Here is a 19,326-nt window from a genome sequence, read left to right as displayed (position 1 = left end):
AATCTTATTTGGTTCCGGTAATGACTATTTTTTTATTGCACAACAATTTTAAGTTTTCTTTTGTTGCAACAATTTCAACCTTTTCTGCAGTTTCTTCAACTTTTTTAGCTTTAGAATCATATGATTTAAAAAGAGTTACATATAAATTCTTTGCTGTTTTATTTATGGCCATAATCTTTAGATTTAAAAAAGATTTGATTTTTCTGCACTATTTATTTCCACAGTCTTTGAAGAACTTTCCAAAAGCATATTTTCTTTAGAACTAAAAATCGAAACTTTCTCGGCATATTGCGTCGAATCTTGTGAAGCTCTCACATATGTTTCTTGAATCATTTCAGTTTTATTATCAGCAGTTTCCCGGATGTTTCCAGTTGCAGTTTGATTAATATCTTTTCCGGCATCATCATTAATGCTGTTACTTGCCGAACTATTGATGTTTTCGCCCGCATTGACATTCACATTTTTACCAGCACTGATATTGACGTTGTCGCCAGCGGTTAAAGTAAAATCTTTTGGCGCATTGACTTCTATATTCCCTTTTCCGTCCATTTTCCAAGTATTGCCGCTTGGATCTTCAATGAAAATGCTTCCAGCGGCGTCATTGAAAATCATTTTAGTTCCTGATCGGGTGTGAATCACTTTTTGATCGTTTCCTGATGTGTAATAATTGCTTGAAGCGCTTCCGTTATACATGGCGCCAAGAACAAAAGGCTTTTCAGCATTGCCACCTTCAAAAGCCACTAAAACTTCTTCTCCCACTTCGGGAATAAAATAAAATCCTTTTCCGCCGCCAGAATGCGGATTTATCATCCTGATCCATGGCGTATTTGTTCCTTGGGCTTGTTGCCAAGAAAAAGCGACCTGAACACGTCCCAAACCTGCCGGATCTTCGTTAGAAATAATGGTTGCCGGTTGTGATTCTGCAGTCGGAAAACTATGAACGTTTCCGTAAGGTGGTGCCAAAACACTTTCTGGCACTGCATCAAATGAATTGTGATACGTTCCTGATTCATCGCAAACGTGCATAATATCCGTTAAAATATAACTCCCAAAATTTTGTTCTTTTAAGCCGTCAAGCGGATTTCCGGTCAACGAAAAAGCGGGTTCTTTTATTTCGATAACATCACCAATTCGAAGCCCGGTTTCATCAGAATCTCCTTTGGCAGTGACCATATCAGAAGTTCGTGCCTGAAGCTGCGTTGAAACTCTGTCAATTAAATGTGTTCTTGAATTCCCTTCTTCTAATGAATGCGAATACAACATTGTGGAAACATTTGGAAACATCTTTTTAGAAGATTCAAAAACTGATTTTGAGTAGCCATTCGGTTGATAGTTAACTTCCGAAGAATTCGCTTTTTGTGTTTCTCCATTTGAAGGATCATAGCCTAAATATTCAAAACCAACCGATTTTGCACGCATTTCAATGTTAAAAGAATGTAAAGTTCTGCCATATTCTAAAGTAAAATTTTTAGGCTTTGTTTTTCCAAACAATAATTCCTCACCATTGTATAAAAACCACTGCCCTTTTTTCTGCGCCATTCGGCATAAGAAAGAAAAGTCGCTTTCGCCATATTGAACCGTATAAGGTAAAGTTGCATCCTTTTCAACCGAAATTGCCGATTTAAAATTGCTGCCGGAATATCCGTCTAAAACTTCTTGAACAATTGTTCCGAGTGATTTATCAGTAAAAGATCTGATATTCGGCGGACCTTCCATCAAAATGGTCGGACTATAACCATTTATAATTATTCCTCCTGAAGCGCCGGCGGTTCTCACCATTTGGGCCTCGGTAATAATTCCTTCAAAATTTAATGGAGAAATAGTCTGCATGCTTGTTGGCGTGATGCTGATCTTGACCGTTTTCCCAATATAAATCTTGAGATTTGTCAATAGCTTCAGCCACAAATTCTTTAGGTAGCGGTTGCAAAATCGAAAAACGATGGTGCGAATGTACCTTCTGATTGATGACTAATTTAGAAAAACGTGTAAGTGTTTCTCCCCCAATTTGAATCTGAATATGCGTACTTATTGGCATAATTAGAGTTTTAATCGTTAGTTACAGTCTAGGGGGAAGATGTAAGAATATATTTAGTGAATTTAACGAATATTAGCATGTAAATATCAATTTTAACATTAAATTTACACTATTAAACTTATACCTTATCAATACTATTTTAAAACAAAAAACCCTTGCAGTAGCAAGGGTTTTGAAAAATATAAATCTTTTAGTTTTAGAAAACGAAGATGGCTCTCTCGCCCATCATTTCATTTACTTCGTCAGCAATTTGCTCTAAAAGCGCTTCGTTTGTATGGTCAACAATGACTCTGTCGATAAAATCAACAATCGTTTCCATGTCTTCTTCAACCAAACCGCGAGTTGTAATTGCAGCAGTTCCAACACGAATTCCTGAAGTTACAAAAGGAGATTTGTCATCAAACGGAACCATATTTTTATTAACCGTGATTTCTGCTTTTACCAATGCGTTTTCTGCTTCTTTACCAGAAATATTTTTATTTCTAAGGTCAATCAGCATCATGTGGTTGTCAGTTCCGCCAGAAATAATATCGTATCCTCTCTTTACAAAAGCTTCAGCCATTGCATTGGCATTTTTCTGCAATTGTCTAGCATATGTGAAAAACTCATCTTTCAAAGCTTCACCAAATGCTACTGCTTTTGCCGCAATAATGTGCTCTAAAGGGCCGCCTTGATTTCCAGGAAAAACAGCTCCGTCAATTAATGAAGACATCATTCTTGTTTCTCCTTTTGGAGTTTTGATTCCGAATGGATTTTCAAAATCTTTTCCGATTAAAATCATACCGCCGCGAGGTCCTCTCAACGTTTTGTGAGTGGTAGTAGTTACAATATGGCAATGCGGAATCGGGTCGTTCATTAAACCTTTAGCAATCAATCCTGCGGGGTGAGAAATATCAGCCATTAAAATTGCGCCAACACTGTCAGCAATTACCCTAAAACGCTCAAAATCCATATCGCGAGAATAAGCCGAAGCTCCAGCAATAATCAATTTTGGCTGTTCTTTTGTAGCAATCTCTTGGATTTTATCATAGTTCAAGCGGCCAGTTTCCTGCTCTACTCCATAAAAAACCGGATTGTATAGTCTTCCTGAGAAATTCACAGGAGAACCGTGCGTCAAGTGACCGCCGTGAGACAAGTCAAAACCAAGAATTTTATCTCCAGGTTTCAAACAAGCGTGGTAAACGGCCGTATTTGCTTGTGAACCAGAGTGTGGCTGCACGTTTGCATATTCGGCACCAAATAAAGCTTTTGCTCTGTCAATCGCAATCTGCTCGATTACGTCAACCACTTCACAGCCTCCATAATATCTTTTTCCAGGATATCCTTCAGCATATTTATTCGTTAAGATTGAACCAGCTGCTTCAAGCACTTGGTCGCTTACAAAGTTCTCTGAAGCAATCAATTCTAAACCGTGAATTTGTCTGTCTTGCTCCTCTAGGATTAAATCAAATATTTGTTCGTCGCGTTGCATTTGATAATTTTTTGTTAATTTGACGACAAAAGTACGAAAAACGTTTGTTAAAATGCCACATAACTATATATTTGATGACTGATTTATAAACAAATAAACTAACAATAACAATGCCTATAACAGCTAACGATCCTAGTAGAATATCCTGGTTGGATGTCTCCAAAAAAAGCGATTTTCCTATACAAAATATACCATTTGGGGTTTTCCTCACAAAAGATGATGTAGTAACCATTGGAACCCGAATTGGCGATTTTGCAATCGATTTAGGAGCGTTACAGCAGTTAAACTACTTTGAAGGCATCGAATTGACGGATGATATGTTCATGCAAGACACGCTAAACGATTTTATTTCTGACGGAAAAAAAACGTGGCGCCTGGTTCGAAACAGAATTGCAGAAATCTTTGACGCTAACAATGCAGAATTAAGAGACAACGAAAAACACAGAGAAACGGTTATCTTTAATGTAGAAGACATCGAAATGCAGTTGCCTGTTTTAATTGGCGATTACACCGATTTTTATTCCAGCAAAGAACACGCGACAAACGTTGGAAAAATGTTTCGCGACCCAGAAAATGCCTTGTTGCCAAACTGGCTTCATATTCCGGTAGGGTATCACGGAAGAAGTTCTACAATCGTTCCTTCTGGAATTCCGGTCCACAGGCCGATGGGACAAACGTTGCCAAACGGTGAAACGACTCCCGTTTTCGGACCTTCAAGATTGGTAGATTTTGAGTTAGAAACCGCTTTTATCACGACGGATGCTAATATAATGGGTGAAAATATTCCGGTTCACGAAGCGGAAGATTATATTTTCGGAATGGTTTTGCTGAATGACTGGAGCGCCCGCGACATCCAAAAGTGGGAATATGTGCCACTTGGACCGTTTTTGGCAAAAAACTTTGCGTCCTCTATTTCTCCGTGGATCGTGACTTTAGACGCCTTGGAGCCATTTAGGACAAAAGGCCCGAAACAAGACCCGATGCCGTTGCCTTACCTTCAAGAAAAAGGAAAAAAGACTTTTGACATCAACTTAGAAGTATATATACAGCCCGAAAATACCGAAGCCAGCCTGATTTCAAAATCAAACTTCAAATATATGTATTGGAGCATGGCACAGCAATTGGCACATCACGCATCAAACGGTTGCCGAATCAATTCTGGCGATATGATGGGTTCTGGAACGATTTCTGGTTCAACTCCTGATAGTTTTGGTTCTATGTTAGAATTGACTTGGGGCGGAAAAAACCCTTTAAAATTAAGCGATGGAACCGAAAGGAAGTTCATCAATGACAACGACACCGTAATTATGAAAGGATTTTGTGAAAACAAAGACATTCGTATTGGTTTTGGCGAAGTTTGCAGTAAATTATTACCGCCGTTCACCAGAAAATAATTTTTTTTTATATTCAAAAGCTTCGAGAAATCGGAGCTTTTTTTTTGCTCGTTATGCAATTGCGAGGAACCAAGTCATTTCATAATCTAAAACCAAAAGACCCACATATAATAGGTTTCAAAAGCGAACAAACCGCGTCAATAGCCCCGATTGAAGTGAAAATCCTATCCTCAAAAAAATCTATTTTTTCTTGGCAGGAAAGAGCGACCAACGGAAGCTCATTTGCTGGCGCAGAAAAAAGATTTTTTGAGGAAAGATTGTAACGGAAAGCGGGAAACTGCTTCAAAAAAATATATATTTGCTTTAAATTTAACATTTATGAAGAAAATTACTACTCTGTTTTTATTTCTGGTTTTGGTTTCGTGCGGCGTGAAGCAAACGACGAATTTGCTGGCCAGCGGCGAATATGATGCTGCGATTGATAATGCGGTGAACAGCCTGCGTCAGAACAAAGACAAAAAAGGAAAACAGGATTATATTTATCTTTTGGAAGAGGCTTTTGCAAAGGCGAAAGACCGCGACTTGCGCCAAATTAATTTGCTGGTCAAAGATGCAAATCCACAGAAATTAGAAAAAATTTATGATACTTATATTTTGCTGCACAACCGCCAAGAGCAGATTCGCCCGCTTTTGCCGTTGCATTTGATGAAAGAAAATAGAAATGCAAAGTTTGAATTTGACGATTATTCAGACCAGATTGTGAGCAGTAAAAATGCGCTGGCGAAATATTTATATGACAATGCAAAAGCCTTGCTTTTCACGAAAGACAAAATGACGGTCCGTCGCGCGTATGATGATTTGGTCTATTTGGAACAACTAAGCCCGAATTTTAAAGACACCAAAAAATTGATTGACGAAGCCTACGCAAAAGGAACCGATTATGTGAGCGTTTCGATGAAAAATGATACAAAAATGGTCATTCCGCAGGATTTACAGCGTGATTTGCTTGATTTCAGCACGTATGGCCTAAATGACAAATGGACGGTTTACCACAGCAACAAGCAAAAAAATGTGGCTTATGATTATGGAATCGCGGTAAATTTTAAAGATATTTTGATTTCACCGGAACAATTGAAGGAGAAACAATTTACCAAGGAAAAACAGATTAAGGACGGTCTTAAAAATTTGCTTGACGCGAGAGGAAATGTGGTAAAAGACAGCCTTGGAAACATTATTAAAGTGGATAAATTTAAGACGGTTAAAGTTGATATTTATGAATTCAGGCAGTTTAAATCTGTTTTAGTCACGGCAAAAGTGGATTATGTAGATTTAAAAACGAATCAGCTTTTAGAAACTTTTCCGCTTTCTAGCGAATTTATTTTTGAAAACATTTATTCAAATTATCGTGGCGATAAACGTGCGGCTGATGAAAGTTATTATACGTATTTTGGAAGAAAATCGGTTCCGTTTCCATCAAATGAGCAAATGGTTTTTGACAGTGGCGAAGATTTAAAATTAAAAATAAAGAACATTATTTTAAGAAATAAACTGAGAAAGAACTGATATTCTTACAAAAAATCGACGAACTACACTATAAATTAACATTCAGATTATTCATTGTTAAGGTTTTAAGATTATTTTTATAATTAACCTAAATCTTATATTATGAATAAATTTATTTTGTTCGGCTCATTCCTACTGAGCTTTAGTTTTTACGGGCAAAAAATCCAAGATTTTGAGCGAATCAATATCGAAGGTTTTTACACCAATCCATTATTTTCTCCAACCGGAGAATTTGTGCTTCTTACCGGCGATCATTTAAAAGGCGTTTACCTGCTTGATCTCAAGGACAATTCTGTCAAGCAGATTTCTGACACGCCCGGAAGCGGTTATGCCTATTCTTGGGATACATCTGGCGGCTCTTTTTATTTTAAGGAAAGATCTGAAAAAGAGTATGTTTCCAATTCAAAAGTGATGAACTATAACATCCAAGATCACTACTCAAAGGTGATTGAAAATGTAAACCACAATTTTCTTCCGTCTTATTCTGGATCACGAAATGAAACCGTTGTGTACACCAATTTGGCCAATTTAAAAATTGAAGCTCTGGATCTATCCACTTCAAAAACATGGACCATTACCAATGATGAAGGGCAATTTTACAGCGCGATCTTATCAAATGACGGAAAAAAAGTAGCTGTTCACAATGGTCCAGATATTTATATTTATGACATTGACGGCAGTTCTAAAGGAAAAAAAATCGGAACTGGAATTGCAACTGCTTGGACAGAAGACGACAAAAATCTCATCGGGTTTTTAGATGAAAGTGAAGACGGACACACCGTGAGTAACTCAGAATTGTACCTTTTTAACGTGGAAAATTCGCGAACCAAAAAGATTACCAATACCGAGATTATTTCAGAAATGTTTCCAACGATTCACAAAGACAAAGTAATTTTTGCTGATGACAAAAGCGGAAGTCTCTTTATAGCCACTCTAAAAACAAATTAAGATGAAAAAAATTACTCTTATTATAGGTTTATTGCTACTATCTTTAGGAATAAACGCTCAAATTATTGTTCTCGATCCGGGCCATGGATATGGCGCAAGCACCAGCAATAATCCTGACGGAAGAACAGCCACAGAAATTGAAACTTCGCTAGCTGTCGGGCAAAAAACCAAAACATTAATTAGCAACAGTTGTAATTGGACAGCCCACTTGACAAGAACAACAAATGTAAACGGATGGATTTCTGTCAATCAAAGAGCGTTAATGTCCAACAACTGGAATGCGGACCGATTTATAAGCATCCATTGCAATGCGGGCGGTGGCACGGGAACTGAAACTTTTTATTGTACTGCCGATGACACCAATACGGCTCCGGATATTGCTTTTGCAAAGAAAATCCAGGCAGACATGGTAACACACGGATCCTGGAACAATAGAAGGTGTGTTGATGATTTTGGTTATTTAGGATACCATCTTGGCGTTTTAAGGTATTCTTCAGCAACAGCTTGCCTGAACGAAATCGGTTTTGTGGATACCACTGCTGATGCTGCGAAACTAAATAGCGACAGCTGGCGTAACAATTTTGCACTTGCCTATTTTAATGCATTGAAATCCAATTTACAAATGACTTGTGCCGGAACTGCAGTTCCAGGGAATTTCTCGCTTACGCTTACACCAGAATGCAGCGGAACTTCAACGCAAAACCGATTGAATTGGACAGCAGCAACAAATGCTACTGGCTATGATGTTTATAGAAATGGAGCGCTTTATGCCAGCAACATTGCCGGAACACAATATACAAATACACTTGTAACGGGCGGAACAACCTACACTTATCATGTAATTGCGAAAAATAGTACGGGAACAAAAACAAATTCAAACGGAACTCTTTCGGCTAAAACTTTGGTTTGCAATGCAGCTCCCGGAAGTTTTACAGCAACTTTGACCGCAACGTGCAGTGGAACCCAAAGCGCAATAAATGTCACTTGGACAACTTCAAGCAATGCCACTTCTTATGATATTTATAGAAATGGAAACCTTTATGCGCCAGACTTGACCGGAAATTCCTTTTTAAATACCTATTTAATTACTGCCGGGACTTCTTATACGTATTCTGTCCGTGCAAAAAATGCTAATGGAACTGCAAATAATTCTAATGGAACGCTATCAAAAACAGCAATAAGCTGTAGCAGTGCAAAAATGGCAAATGATACCGATTCTTTAGCTGAAATTAAGCTCTATCCAAATCCAAATGATGGTAAATTTACGCTCTCAATGAATAAACAAATGGCGAGTAAAGCAAGCTATGTGATTTATGATGTAACAGGAAAGTTAATCCAAAGCAAACAGCTGGATGATAAAGAAATGCATTCAGATATAGAAATTGATATTTCAAATTTTCCTTCCGGAATTTATATGGTAAACATCACTCTTGGCAATCAAGAATTCAGTAAAAAAATTATTAAAAATTAAGCAATAAAAACACCTTTTTTTAAGCCTGAAATTTATAGAATTTCAGGCTTTTTTAGTTGCGAAAAAATTTACACAAATTGTTAAAAAAAATATTTTTATTGAAAACATCATTTTTTTTGGTATACATTTGCACCAATGAATAATTACAAGTTACATATAATTTCACGGACAATTTCAACCCAAACTTCTCGGGTTGTGCGGTCATAATTATACCGCCCAAGTAAATCGATTCCGAATTATTTTATTCATTCCTCATTTTTTTACATTTTGAAATTTTCAGCTATTTTCTCGGGATTATACACTCCTGACCATACTTTTTTATTCTTACTATTTGCAGTTTTGGCTTTTTTTCGGCCTTAGGTCTGTAGCTATTTTATAGAATAGGTCTGCCCTATTCTCAATTCCGCACCAATTTTTTCTTTAAAAATTTTAATCTAAACATACATTTCACGATGAGTGTATCCATTATTATTGCTCAAGAAGAGCATTATAAATTTGCGCAAGAAATCTGCGATACTATGGAAGCTTCTGCCCTTTTAAGAGGAACAGGAATCGCCAAAAGATCGCCAGATTACATCCAAAAAAAGATGCAAAACCACGATGCCATCATCGCTTTGGAAAACGGAAAATTTGCCGGTTTCTGCTATATCGAAAGTTGGCAACACGGGAAGTTTGTGGCCAATTCTGGTTTAATCGTTCATCCTGATTACAGGCATTTGGGCTTGGCCAAACAAATCAAAAAGAAGGTTTTTGAGTATTCCCAAGAAAAATATCCTGGCGCAAAAATCTTTGGAATTACAACGGGTTTGGCGGTGATGAAAATCAATTCTGATTTGGGTTACAAACCGGTTCCATTTTCAGAACTGACGGCTGATACCACTTTTTGGGCGGGTTGCAAAGGATGCACGAATTATGATATTTTAGAAAAAAAAGAATTCAAAATGTGCCTCTGTACCGGAATGCTTTACGATCCAAATAATAAAAAACCAGAAGAAATAAAATTCAATAAAAAAGTGCTGACCAGATTGAAAGAAATCAAGCAGACTTTTCTTAAAAAATAATATAATGAAAAAAATAGTTTTAGCTTACAGTGGCGGTTTGGATACTTCTTATTGCATTACTTATTTACAAAAAGAGCTTCATTATGAAGTACATACCGTTTTAATTAATACCGGCGGTTTTGATTCTGAAGAGTTATCAGCGATTGAAAAAAGAGCCTTAGAATTAGGAAGTTCGAATCATATTAATTTAGACATCGTTGATAATTATTATGAAAAAGCCATCAAATATTTGGTCTATGGAAATGTTTTAAAAAACAATACCTATCCACTTTCTGTTAGTGCCGAAAGAGTTTTCCAAGCAATTGAAGCCGTAAAATATGCCAAAAAGATTGGCGCAAACGCCATTTCCCACGGAAGCACAGGCGCTGGAAACGACCAAATTCGTTTTGATTTGATTTTCCAAACCATCGCTCCAGAAATTGAAATCATTACGCCAATCAGAGATTTAAAATTATCAAGACAAGAAGAAGTGGCTTATTTACAAAAAAATGGCGTAGATTATTCTTGGGAAAAAGCACAATATTCTATCAACAAAGGAATCTGGGGAACCAGCGTCGGCGGTAAAGAAACGCTGACTTCAAGTGAACCTTTGCCAGATAGCGCCTATCCGTCCCAACTTGAAAAAACGACGCCTGAAAAAGTGATTTTGCATTTTGAAAAAGGACAGATTGTCGGAATCAACAATGAATTTGACAAACCTTCAGCAAATATTATCAAGCTTGAAAAACTGGCAAATGCCTTTGCAATCGGCAGAGATATTCACGTTGGCGACACCATTATCGGTATCAAAGGAAGAGTTGGTTTTGAGGCTTCGGCGCCGTTGATTATCATCAAAGCGCACCATCTTTTAGAGAAACACACACTTGGAAAATGGCAACAATACTGGAAAGAACAATTGGCCAACTGGTACGGAATGCTTTTCCACGAAGGTCAATTTTTAGATCCGGTGATGCGAAATATCGAAGTTTTTCTGGAAGATACGCAGAAGATGGTTTCGGGAACAGTGACGGTTACTTTAAAACCCTATCATTTCTCGCTTGACGGAATCACTTCGCCACACGATTTGATGGACTCAAAATTCGGGCAATATGGCGAAGTCAACAATGCATGGACCGCCGATGACGCTAAAGGTTTTATCAAAATTCTTGGGAATGCACAGGCGATTTATTCACACGTAAACAACGTAGATTATGATTAAGGCAGGAATTATTGGTGGCGCTGGTTATACTTCTGGCGAACTTTTGAGAATTTTAAGCAATCATCCCAATGTGGAAATCGACTTTGTTTTCAGCACATCACAAGCCGGAAAACCGCTGACAAATGCGCATCCTGATTTGATCGGAGAATTAGATTTGCTTTTTACCGATACAATAAATCCCGAAGTGAATGTCGTTTTTCTTTGCCTTGGTCATGGAAAATCGAAAGCTTTTTTGGAAGAAAATCAATTTGCTTCGCACACGAGAATTATTGATTTGAGCAACGATTTTAGATTGCAAAATGACAAAGAATTTCAATCAGAAAATTTCGTTTACGGCTTGCCAGAACTGAACAAAACTGAAGTTTCAACAGCAAAATTCATCGCCAATCCGGGTTGTTTTGCCACTGCAATTCAGTTGGCACTTTTGCCTTTGGCTTCGCAAAAATTATTGCAAAACGATGTTCACATCAATGCCGTTACCGGAAGCACTGGCGCAGGAGTTCAACCGACGGAAACATCGCATCACAGCTGGAGAAATTCGAATATTTCGCATTACAAGGCGTTTGAGCACCAACATTTGGCAGAAATAAAGGAAAGTGTAAACCAATTGCAAAATAATTTTCAAAGCGACATTTTATTCATTCCAAATCGTGGTGAATTTACGCGAGGAATTTTTGCGACGCTTTACACCAAAACAGACAAAAAATTGGAAGAATTGATCGAAATCTATCAAAATTTCTACAAAAGTCATCCCTTTACGTTCGTTTCAAGCGAAAACATTAATTTAAAAATGGCGGTTCAAACCAACAAATGCATCATCAGTTTAGAGAAAAAAGGCGATTATGTTTTGGTCACTTCCGTGATTGACAATCTTTTGAAAGGTGCTTCTGGACAAGCAATTCAGAATATGAATTTGATGTTCGGATTGGAAGAAACTACTGGATTAAAGCTGAAACCGAGCGGTTTTTAATTCTTCCGAAAACTTTACGCCTTGGCGTCTTTGCGAGAAATAAAAATCTGTCGCACGCTACGAAAAGAAAAATTCTAATCGAGAAATAAACTTCTCTGAAATTAACATAATTAAATATCAACATGAGCTTATTCAACGTATACCCAATATATAACATCAAGCCATTCAAAGCTTTAGGAGCAACAGTCTGGGATGAAAACGGTCAAGAATATTTAGATTTTTATGGCGGTCACGGCGTAATTTCTGTCGGGCATTCGCATCCAAAATATGTAGAAGCGATTCAAAACCAAATTGAAAAAATCGGATTTTATTCGAATTCAATCCAAAATCCGTTGCAAGAAGCTTTTGCAAAAAAATTGACTGAAGTTTCCGGTTATCCTGATTACAGTGTTTTTTTGTGTAATTCTGGTGCTGAAGCGAACGAAAATGCCTTAAAATTGGCTTCTTTCCACAATAAAAAGTCAAAAGTAATTACCTTTGAAAAAAGCTTCCACGGAAGAACTTCTGCTTCGGTTGCCGTGACTGATAATCCATCGATTATTGCTCCGATAAATGCCAATCACGACGTTATTTTTCTTCCGTTAAACGAAATTGATTTGGTTAAAAAAGCCATTTCTGAAAATGAAATTACGGCAGTTATCATCGAAGGAATTCAAGGCGTTGGCGGTTTAGACGAAGGAACGACAGCCTTTTTTCAAGAATTAGAAACCATTTGTAATGAGAATAATGTCATCTTGATTTTAGATGAAATTCAAAGCGGATATGGCCGTTCTGGAAAGTTTTTCGCACACCAGCATCACACTATCAAACCCGATATCATTACGATGGCAAAAGGAATGGGCAACGGTTTCCCGATTGGCGGTTTGCTGATCAGCGATAAATTCAAGGCTTCGTACGGTTTGTTAGGAACTACTTTTGGTGGCAATCATTTGGCTTCTGCTTCCGCTTTGTCGGTTTTAGAAATTATCGAAAACGAAAATATTCTTGAAAATGTGAAGCAACAATCGGCTTATTTTATCCAAGCTGTTTCTGAAATTCCGGAAATAAAAAAGATAAAAGGAAAAGGTTTGATGCTTGGTTTGGAGTTCGATTTTGACGTGACTGAATTGCGTAAAAACTTGATTTACGAACAGCACATTTTCACAGGAAATGCTTCCCAAAAAAACCTTTTGAGAATTTTACCACCTTTAGCAATCACTTCAAGTCAAATAGACCAATTTACTGTAGGTCTGAAAAATGCATTACACTCTTTAAAAATTACGCTATGAAAAAATTCACTTCTGTAGATGATATTATCGATTTAGAGGAATTGATTTTATCGGCTAAAAAAATAAAATCTGATCCGTTTGAAAATAGCGAATTAGGCAAAAATAAAACATTAGGATTATTGTTTTTCAACTCAAGTTTGAGAACGAGATTGAGCACGCAAAAAGCTTCATTGAATTTAGGAATGAACTGCATCGTGATGAATTTAAATACTGAGGGTTGGTCGCTTGAATTCGAAAACGGAACCGTTATGGACGGGAACAAAGCCGAACACATCAAGGAAGCTTCGCAGGTGATTTCGCAATATTGCGACATCATCGGCATCAGAAGTTTCCCAACATTGACCGACAAGGAGAATGATGAACAAGAACAAGTGATCAACTCGTTCGTGAAATACGCCACGATCCCGGTTATCAGCTTAGAAGGCGCCACAGAACATCCTTTGCAGGCCGTGGCTGACGCGCTGACGATTCAAGAATACAAGACGAAAAGAAAGCCGAAGGTGGTTTTGACATGGGCGCCACACCCAAAAGCATTGCCTCACGCGGTTCCGAATTCGTTTGTGAAAATGATGAAATTATCGGAATATGATTTGGTTATTGCGCATCCGAAAGGCTACGAATTGAACCCGGAAATCACAAAAGGAGCTACAATTACTGACAATCAAGACGAAGCTTTTAAAAACGCCGATTTTATTTATGCCAAGAATTGGAGTTCGTACAATGACTACGGAAAAATCCTTTCAAATGATGCCAATTGGACCGTAACTTCTGAAAAAATGGCATTTACCAAGAATGCAAAATTTATGCATTGTCTTCCGGTAAGGAGAAATATGATTGTGACTGACGAAGTTTTGGATAGTGAAAATTCGATCGTAATTCAGCAAGCAAACAACAGAACTTTTGCAACGCAAGCGATTCTGAAAAAAATCTTGGAAGATGGAAAATAAGCCCAAAATAACTATCGTAAAAATCGGAGGAAACATCATTGATAATGAACAATTATTGAGTGATTTTCTAAACGATTTTTCCGAATTGAAAGAAGCTAAAATCTTGATTCACGGCGGTGGAAAAACGGCCACTGAAATTGCAGAAAAATTAAATTTAAAACCTTTATTTTCAAACGGAAGAAGAATTACAGATAAAGCTATGCTTGATGTAACAGTTATGACTTATTCTGGCTTATTAAACAAACAAATAGTAGCTCAATTACAAGCTTTAAAAACTAACGCCATCGGTTTTTCTGGAGCGGACGGCAACGTAATTTTATCCGAAAAAAGGAAAAATTCTGAAGTCGATTTTGGCTTTGTTGGTGATGTAATTTCCGTAAATAAAGAGTTGATTTCAATGTTGCTTTTACAAAACATAACGCCTGTTTTTTCCGCAATTACACACGATGGAAACGGACAGTTATTAAATACAAATGCGGACACGATTGCTTCTGAAATTGCGATTTCGCTTTCGAATGCTTTTGACGTCAATCTGATTTATTGTTTTGAAAAGAAAGGCGTTTTATCAAATTCTGAAGACGAGGCATCCGTTATTGAAGAAATTAATTTCGAGAAATATTCAATTCTGAAAGAACAAAAAATCATTCATTCCGGAATGCTTCCGAAGTTAGAAAACTGTTTCAAATCTCTTTCCAATGGCGTTCAAAATATCCTCATTGGAAATCAAAACGTATTGAAAAACAGCACGATTCACACCAAAATCAAATTATGAAAACCATCAACCAACTGACCGAAGAAGCGATTGCTTTATTGAAAAAATTGATTGAAACCGAATCTTTTTCTTCACAAGAAGACCAAACCGCGCTTTTGCTTGAACAATGGTTTTCATCTAATGAAATTCCGTTTAAAAGAGAGAACAATAACATTTGGGCGTATAATTTAAATTATGACGAATCAAAACCTAATTTGCTCCTAAACTCCCACCACGACACGGTGAAACCCAATCAAGGCTACACTTTAAATCCGCTGGAAGCCATTAAAAAAGACGGTAAATTATTTGGCTTGGGAAGCAACGATGCCGGTGGCTGTCTGGTTTCATTGATGGCGACTTTCACTTATTTTTATGCGTTTGAAAACCTTCCTTACAACTTGATTATCGCCACGACTGCCGAAGAAGAAAGTAGCGGTCCGATAGGCCTAAACAGTATTTTAAAGCATTTGCCAGAAATCGAATGCGCGATTGTAGGCGAACCGACCGAAATGCATTTGGCCATTGCCGAAAAAGGCTTATTAGTCTTGGATATTATCGTTCCAGGAACGGCAAGCCACGCCGCACATCAAAATTTGGACAACCCAATTTACAACGCTTTGCCAATAATTGATTGGTTTAAAACATATGAATTTGATAAGAAATCAGAAGTTTTAGGTCCGGTAAAAATGACCGTAACGCAACTAAACGCTGGAAAACAGCACAATGTGGTTCCGTCAGAATGCAGTTTGGTTGTCGATATCCGGGTGAATGATTGTTATTCAAACTTGGAGATTTTGGAAATCATCAGCGAGAATGTAAACGCACAAATCACGCCCCGTTCTTTGCATCTGAACGCTTCATTTATTGACAAAAATCATGCTTTAGTCCAATCCGGAATCAGCTTGGGCAGAAACACTTATGGCTCTCCTACTCTTTCCGACCAATCTGTTTTGAGCTGTCAATCGATGAAACTCGGGCCAGGAAATTCTTTGCGTTCGCACACAGCTGACGAATTTATTTATTTGGACGAAATAAAAGAAGGCATCGATTTGTATATCAAATTATTAACCAACTTTTTTAAATAAAATCACATATGAAACTTTGGGAAAAAGGAATACCGACAGATAAAAAAATAGACCTTTTCACGGTTGGAAATGACAGAGAACTGGACTTGGTTTTAGCAAAATATGACGTTTTGGGCTCGATTGCGCATGCCAAAATGTTGCATAAAATCAATCTTTTGACTGCAGAAGAAACTGCTAATTTGGTTTCAGAATTGGAAGCTATTTTGGAAGAAATCGAAAAAGGAAACTTTACAATTGAAGATTCTTTTGAAGATGTACATTCAAAAGTAGAATATCTTTTGACCGAAAAATTAGGCGATACCGGAAAGAAAATCCATACGGCGCGTTCTAGAAATGATCAAGTTTTGACTGACGTTCATTTGTTTTTAAAAGCCGAATTAAGCGAAATAAAATTGCAAACCAAGGAACTTTTTACCGAATTAATTACTTTAAGTAAAAAACACCAAAACGTTATGATTCCGGGTTATACGCATTTTCAAGTGGCAATGCCTTCTTCTTTTGGAATGTGGTTTTCGGCCTATGCTGAGATTTTGATCGATGATGTGACGCAGTTGAATGCGGCGTTGCAAATTGTGGATCAAAATCCGTTGGGTTCTGCTGCGGGTTATGGCAGTTCGTTTCCAATTGACCGAACGTTTACGACAGAATTATTAGGATTCAAAACGTTGAAATACAATTCTGTTGCTGCGCAAATGAGCAGAGGGAAATCAGAGAAAGCGACGGCTTTTGCCATGGCGAGCTTGGCTTCGACGCTGTCAAAATTTTCAATGGATATTTGCTTGTATTTGAGCCAAAATTTCAATTTTATCAGTTTGCCAAGCCATTTGACGACCGGGTCGAGCATTATGCCCCACAAGAAAAACCCCGATGTTTTTGAACTGATCAGAGCCAAATGCAATAAAATTCAGGCGTTGCCGTATGAATTGACTTTGCTGACCAACAACCTGCCGAGCGGTTACCACAGGGATTTTCAACTGTTGAAGGAAAGCCTTTTTCCGGCGATTCAGAGTTTAAAATCGTGTTTGGAAATTTTTCATTTTGCCATCAAAGACATTTCGGTAAACGAGAACATTTTAAAAGACAGCAAATATGATTATTTGTTCACGGTAGATTCTTTAAATGAGTTGGTTACCGCTGGAACACCGTTTAGAGACGCCTATAAAATCGTGGCCGAACAAATTGAAAACAAGACTTTTCAATCACCAAAAGCCACGAAACATACACACGAAGGAAGTATTAATAATTTGTGTTTGAAAGAAATTGTTTTGAAGATGGAGAGAGAATTAGGCTTAGAATCACTGAATCTACCAGGTTATTAATCAATAAAGTGAATTTTTTTTAGATTTAATTTAAAAATATTTTAGGTAATTATAGTAAAACATAATCATATCTTAGGAATTATATTACTTTAGTGAAAAATAAACAATACCAAAATAAGTAATATTTAACCTACAATCACTATTTATTAACTTCTAATTGTTCAATCGCTATTAAATAACCCCTAACCTTTTTGACAAATTAAATCTTAAATATGGAAGCAGATATTAAATTAAAGTTACAGCAATTACACCAAAGAGTGGATGCTTTAAAAGATCAAATAAGCACTGAAGAAGCTACGAAAAATGCGTTTGTAATGCCTTTTATACAAATTCTAGGATATGATATTTTTAATCCAACGGAAGTAATTCCTGAATTTATATGTGACATAGGAACCAAAAAAGGTGAGAAAATTGATTATGTTATTAAAAGAGATGGCGAACCAATTTTAATTATTGAATGCAAGCATTGGAAAGAAAAAGTGGACGCTCATAATTCACAGCTTCACAGATATTATCATGTTTCGAAATCTCGATTTGGTGTTTTAACAAATGGGCATCAATATAATTTTTACGCTGATTTAGAAAAACCTAATATAATGGATGAAAAGCCATTTTTCACATTAGATCTATCTGACCTCAAAGATTCCAGCTTAAAAATATTAGAGAATTTTTCTAAAAACGGCTATAATCTAGAAGAAATTTTAGATTCCGCAGAAGCTTTGAAATACATAAAAGCCATTAGAAATGAGTTTGAAAAAGAACTACAAGAACCCTCAGATGAAATGGTAAGATTGTTAGTAAATAGATTTTTCGGCAAGCCATTGACAGCATCAAGATTGGCTACTTTCAAAGAATATACTAAAAAAGCTTTCTCAAATTCCATCAATGAATCAATAAGCTTTAGGCTCAAAAACGCTTTAAACATTAATGAAAATGTTCCATCTAAAACTATTGACCAAACAATACCTATTGACGAGAATACTGAAGCTCCAAAATTTATAACAACTGAAGAAGAAATAGAAGGATCTCAAATAATAAAAGCTATTTTAAGAGAAATCTTACCGGCATCTAGAATTGCATTTAGAGACACACAATCTTACTTCGGAATCTTGTTAGATGACAATAACCGCAAACCTATCTGTCGCCTACATTTTAATTCTTCAAACAAATATGTGGAACTATTCAATAATGGAAAAGAAAGTGGAGAAAAAAAACTCATATCTTCCTTAGATGAAATTTACAGCTTTAAAAATGAATTATTAGCTACAATCAATAATTACGAATAATTGATAAAATCCAACAATCATTAAAAAATAAAAATAGCACTTTAAATACTCAAAACCTTTCTGAAATTACTGAATGGCAATAATTCTATTTATATAAAAAGCATTTCAATGTCATTTCGACGAACGAAGCAACTCGTACTCAAAAAGCTTTATAAACTGCTTCCTTCGTCGCAATGATATTTTGCTCTAAATTTTAGATTTTAACGCTTCCGCATCGATTTCACTGTGCGAAGCATTATAAACCGCTTTACCGTCTTTAATCAATATCAATTGTGGCGATTGGTGGATGACCTGGAATTTCTGTGCAATTTCGTTTGAAATATCGCGGTGTTCCAGCAAATCTAAAAAGTAAGGCGCGGCTTCGCTTTCGGCTAAATCATATTCTCTTTCAAAATTTTTCAGCGCCATTCTGCTGATACTGCATCTGGTGCTGTGCTTGAAGATTACGACAGGCTTTTCAGCTGAAGCATCTACAATAGAATCCAACTGTTTTATTTCTGTTAAAGCATTCCAATTGAGGCCGTTTTGGTTTGTATCTTTATTGTCTGATTCGTTTGAACCTCCAAAAATGTTTCCGAATATACCCATATCGTCAGTTTTTAAGACTTTTTGTCTTGTT

18 protein-coding genes are annotated in these 19,326 nt (G+C 36.8%); 13 read left to right on the top strand and 5 right to left on the bottom strand.

Annotation, left to right across the window (positions count from 1 at the left end; all coding sequences use genetic code 11):
* Positions 1-4: 4 nt before the first annotated feature.
* From EG849_RS15630 to glyA, 4 genes are all read right to left on the bottom strand, one after another.
* Positions 5-172, bottom strand: coding sequence for a hypothetical protein (locus EG849_RS15630; protein ID WP_158611946.1), 168 nt, complete (start codon positions 170-172; stop codon positions 5-7).
* Between the two features lie 11 nt (positions 173-183).
* Positions 184-1,830: a type VI secretion system Vgr family protein gene (locus tag EG849_RS11360; protein WP_233581786.1), complete on the bottom strand. Its 1,647-nt coding sequence runs from the start codon at positions 1,828-1,830 to the stop codon at positions 184-186.
* Positions 1,802-2,035, bottom strand: coding sequence for a hypothetical protein (locus tag EG849_RS15625; RefSeq protein WP_158611944.1), 234 nt, complete (start codon positions 2,033-2,035; stop codon positions 1,802-1,804). The genes EG849_RS11360 and EG849_RS15625 overlap by 29 nt, the downstream gene beginning before the upstream one ends.
* A gap of 196 nt (positions 2,036-2,231) precedes the next feature.
* Complete coding sequence (gene glyA / locus EG849_RS11355; protein ID WP_125013203.1) at positions 2,232-3,506, bottom strand: serine hydroxymethyltransferase; 1,275 nt, start codon at positions 3,504-3,506, stop codon at positions 2,232-2,234.
* A gap of 110 nt (positions 3,507-3,616) precedes the next feature.
* Between glyA and fahA the strand changes: the two genes are divergently transcribed.
* The 13 genes from fahA (at position 3,617) to EG849_RS11290 (ending at position 18,707) form a co-directional block, all read left to right on the top strand.
* Positions 3,617-4,900: a fumarylacetoacetase gene (gene fahA, locus EG849_RS11350; protein ID WP_125013202.1), complete on the top strand. Its 1,284-nt coding sequence runs from the start codon at positions 3,617-3,619 to the stop codon at positions 4,898-4,900.
* 318 nt (positions 4,901-5,218) lie between these two features.
* Positions 5,219-6,403: a hypothetical protein gene (locus EG849_RS11345; protein WP_125013201.1), complete on the top strand. Its 1,185-nt coding sequence runs from the start codon at positions 5,219-5,221 to the stop codon at positions 6,401-6,403.
* Between the two features lie 102 nt (positions 6,404-6,505).
* On the top strand, positions 6,506-7,351 hold the full coding sequence (locus EG849_RS11340; protein WP_125013200.1) for a TolB family protein: 846 nt from the start codon (positions 6,506-6,508) through the stop codon (positions 7,349-7,351).
* 1 nt (position 7,352) lies between these two features.
* Positions 7,353-8,822, top strand: a complete 1,470-nt coding sequence (locus tag EG849_RS11335) for an N-acetylmuramoyl-L-alanine amidase (protein ID WP_125013199.1) — start codon at positions 7,353-7,355, stop codon at positions 8,820-8,822.
* A 452-nt stretch (positions 8,823-9,274) separates the two neighbouring features.
* Positions 9,275-9,883 (top strand): GNAT family N-acetyltransferase, encoded by a 609-nt coding sequence (locus tag EG849_RS11330; protein WP_125013198.1) that lies wholly within the window; start codon positions 9,275-9,277, stop codon positions 9,881-9,883.
* Positions 9,884-9,887: 4 nt separating this feature from the next.
* A complete protein-coding gene (locus EG849_RS11325; protein ID WP_125013197.1) occupies positions 9,888-11,081 on the top strand; it encodes an argininosuccinate synthase in 1,194 nt (397 codons plus the stop codon).
* The gene (argC, locus tag EG849_RS11320) at positions 11,074-12,051 is read left to right on the top strand and encodes an N-acetyl-gamma-glutamyl-phosphate reductase (RefSeq protein ID WP_125013196.1); all 978 of its coding nucleotides are present in this window, start codon (positions 11,074-11,076) and stop codon (positions 12,049-12,051) included. The genes EG849_RS11325 and argC overlap by 8 nt, the downstream gene beginning before the upstream one ends.
* A gap of 122 nt (positions 12,052-12,173) precedes the next feature.
* Entirely contained in the window at positions 12,174-13,319 is a 1,146-nt protein-coding gene (locus tag EG849_RS11315; protein WP_125013195.1) for an aspartate aminotransferase family protein, read from the top strand.
* Positions 13,316-14,266: an N-acetylornithine carbamoyltransferase gene (locus EG849_RS11310; protein WP_125013194.1), complete on the top strand. Its 951-nt coding sequence runs from the start codon at positions 13,316-13,318 to the stop codon at positions 14,264-14,266. Before EG849_RS11315 ends, EG849_RS11310 begins: the two co-directional genes overlap by 4 nt.
* Positions 14,256-15,038 carry an acetylglutamate kinase gene (gene argB, locus EG849_RS11305; RefSeq protein ID WP_125013193.1) on the top strand — a complete coding sequence of 261 codons (783 nt, stop codon included), beginning with the start codon at positions 14,256-14,258 and terminating at the stop codon, positions 15,036-15,038. Before EG849_RS11310 ends, argB begins: the two co-directional genes overlap by 11 nt.
* Positions 15,035-16,102, top strand: coding sequence for a M20 family metallo-hydrolase (locus EG849_RS11300; protein WP_125013192.1), 1,068 nt, complete (start codon positions 15,035-15,037; stop codon positions 16,100-16,102). The genes argB and EG849_RS11300 overlap by 4 nt, the downstream gene beginning before the upstream one ends.
* A gap of 8 nt (positions 16,103-16,110) precedes the next feature.
* A complete protein-coding gene (gene argH / locus EG849_RS11295; protein WP_125013191.1) occupies positions 16,111-17,421 on the top strand; it encodes an argininosuccinate lyase in 1,311 nt (436 codons plus the stop codon).
* Between the two features lie 212 nt (positions 17,422-17,633).
* Complete coding sequence (locus tag EG849_RS11290) at positions 17,634-18,707, top strand: type I restriction endonuclease (RefSeq protein WP_125013190.1); 1,074 nt, start codon at positions 17,634-17,636, stop codon at positions 18,705-18,707.
* A 186-nt stretch (positions 18,708-18,893) separates the two neighbouring features.
* Here the strand turns inward: EG849_RS11290 and ytxJ are convergent, their stop codons facing one another.
* Positions 18,894-19,295 (bottom strand): bacillithiol system redox-active protein YtxJ, encoded by a 402-nt coding sequence (gene ytxJ / locus EG849_RS11285; RefSeq protein WP_125013189.1) that lies wholly within the window; start codon positions 19,293-19,295, stop codon positions 18,894-18,896.
* Positions 19,296-19,326 lie beyond the last annotated feature (31 nt).

This window comes from Flavobacterium macacae (assembly GCF_003865365.1).
GTDB lineage: Bacteria > Bacteroidota > Bacteroidia > Flavobacteriales > Flavobacteriaceae > Flavobacterium > Flavobacterium macacae.
Note: the sequence above shows the minus strand (reverse complement) of the source record. Positions and strands in the feature narration are given on the sequence as shown.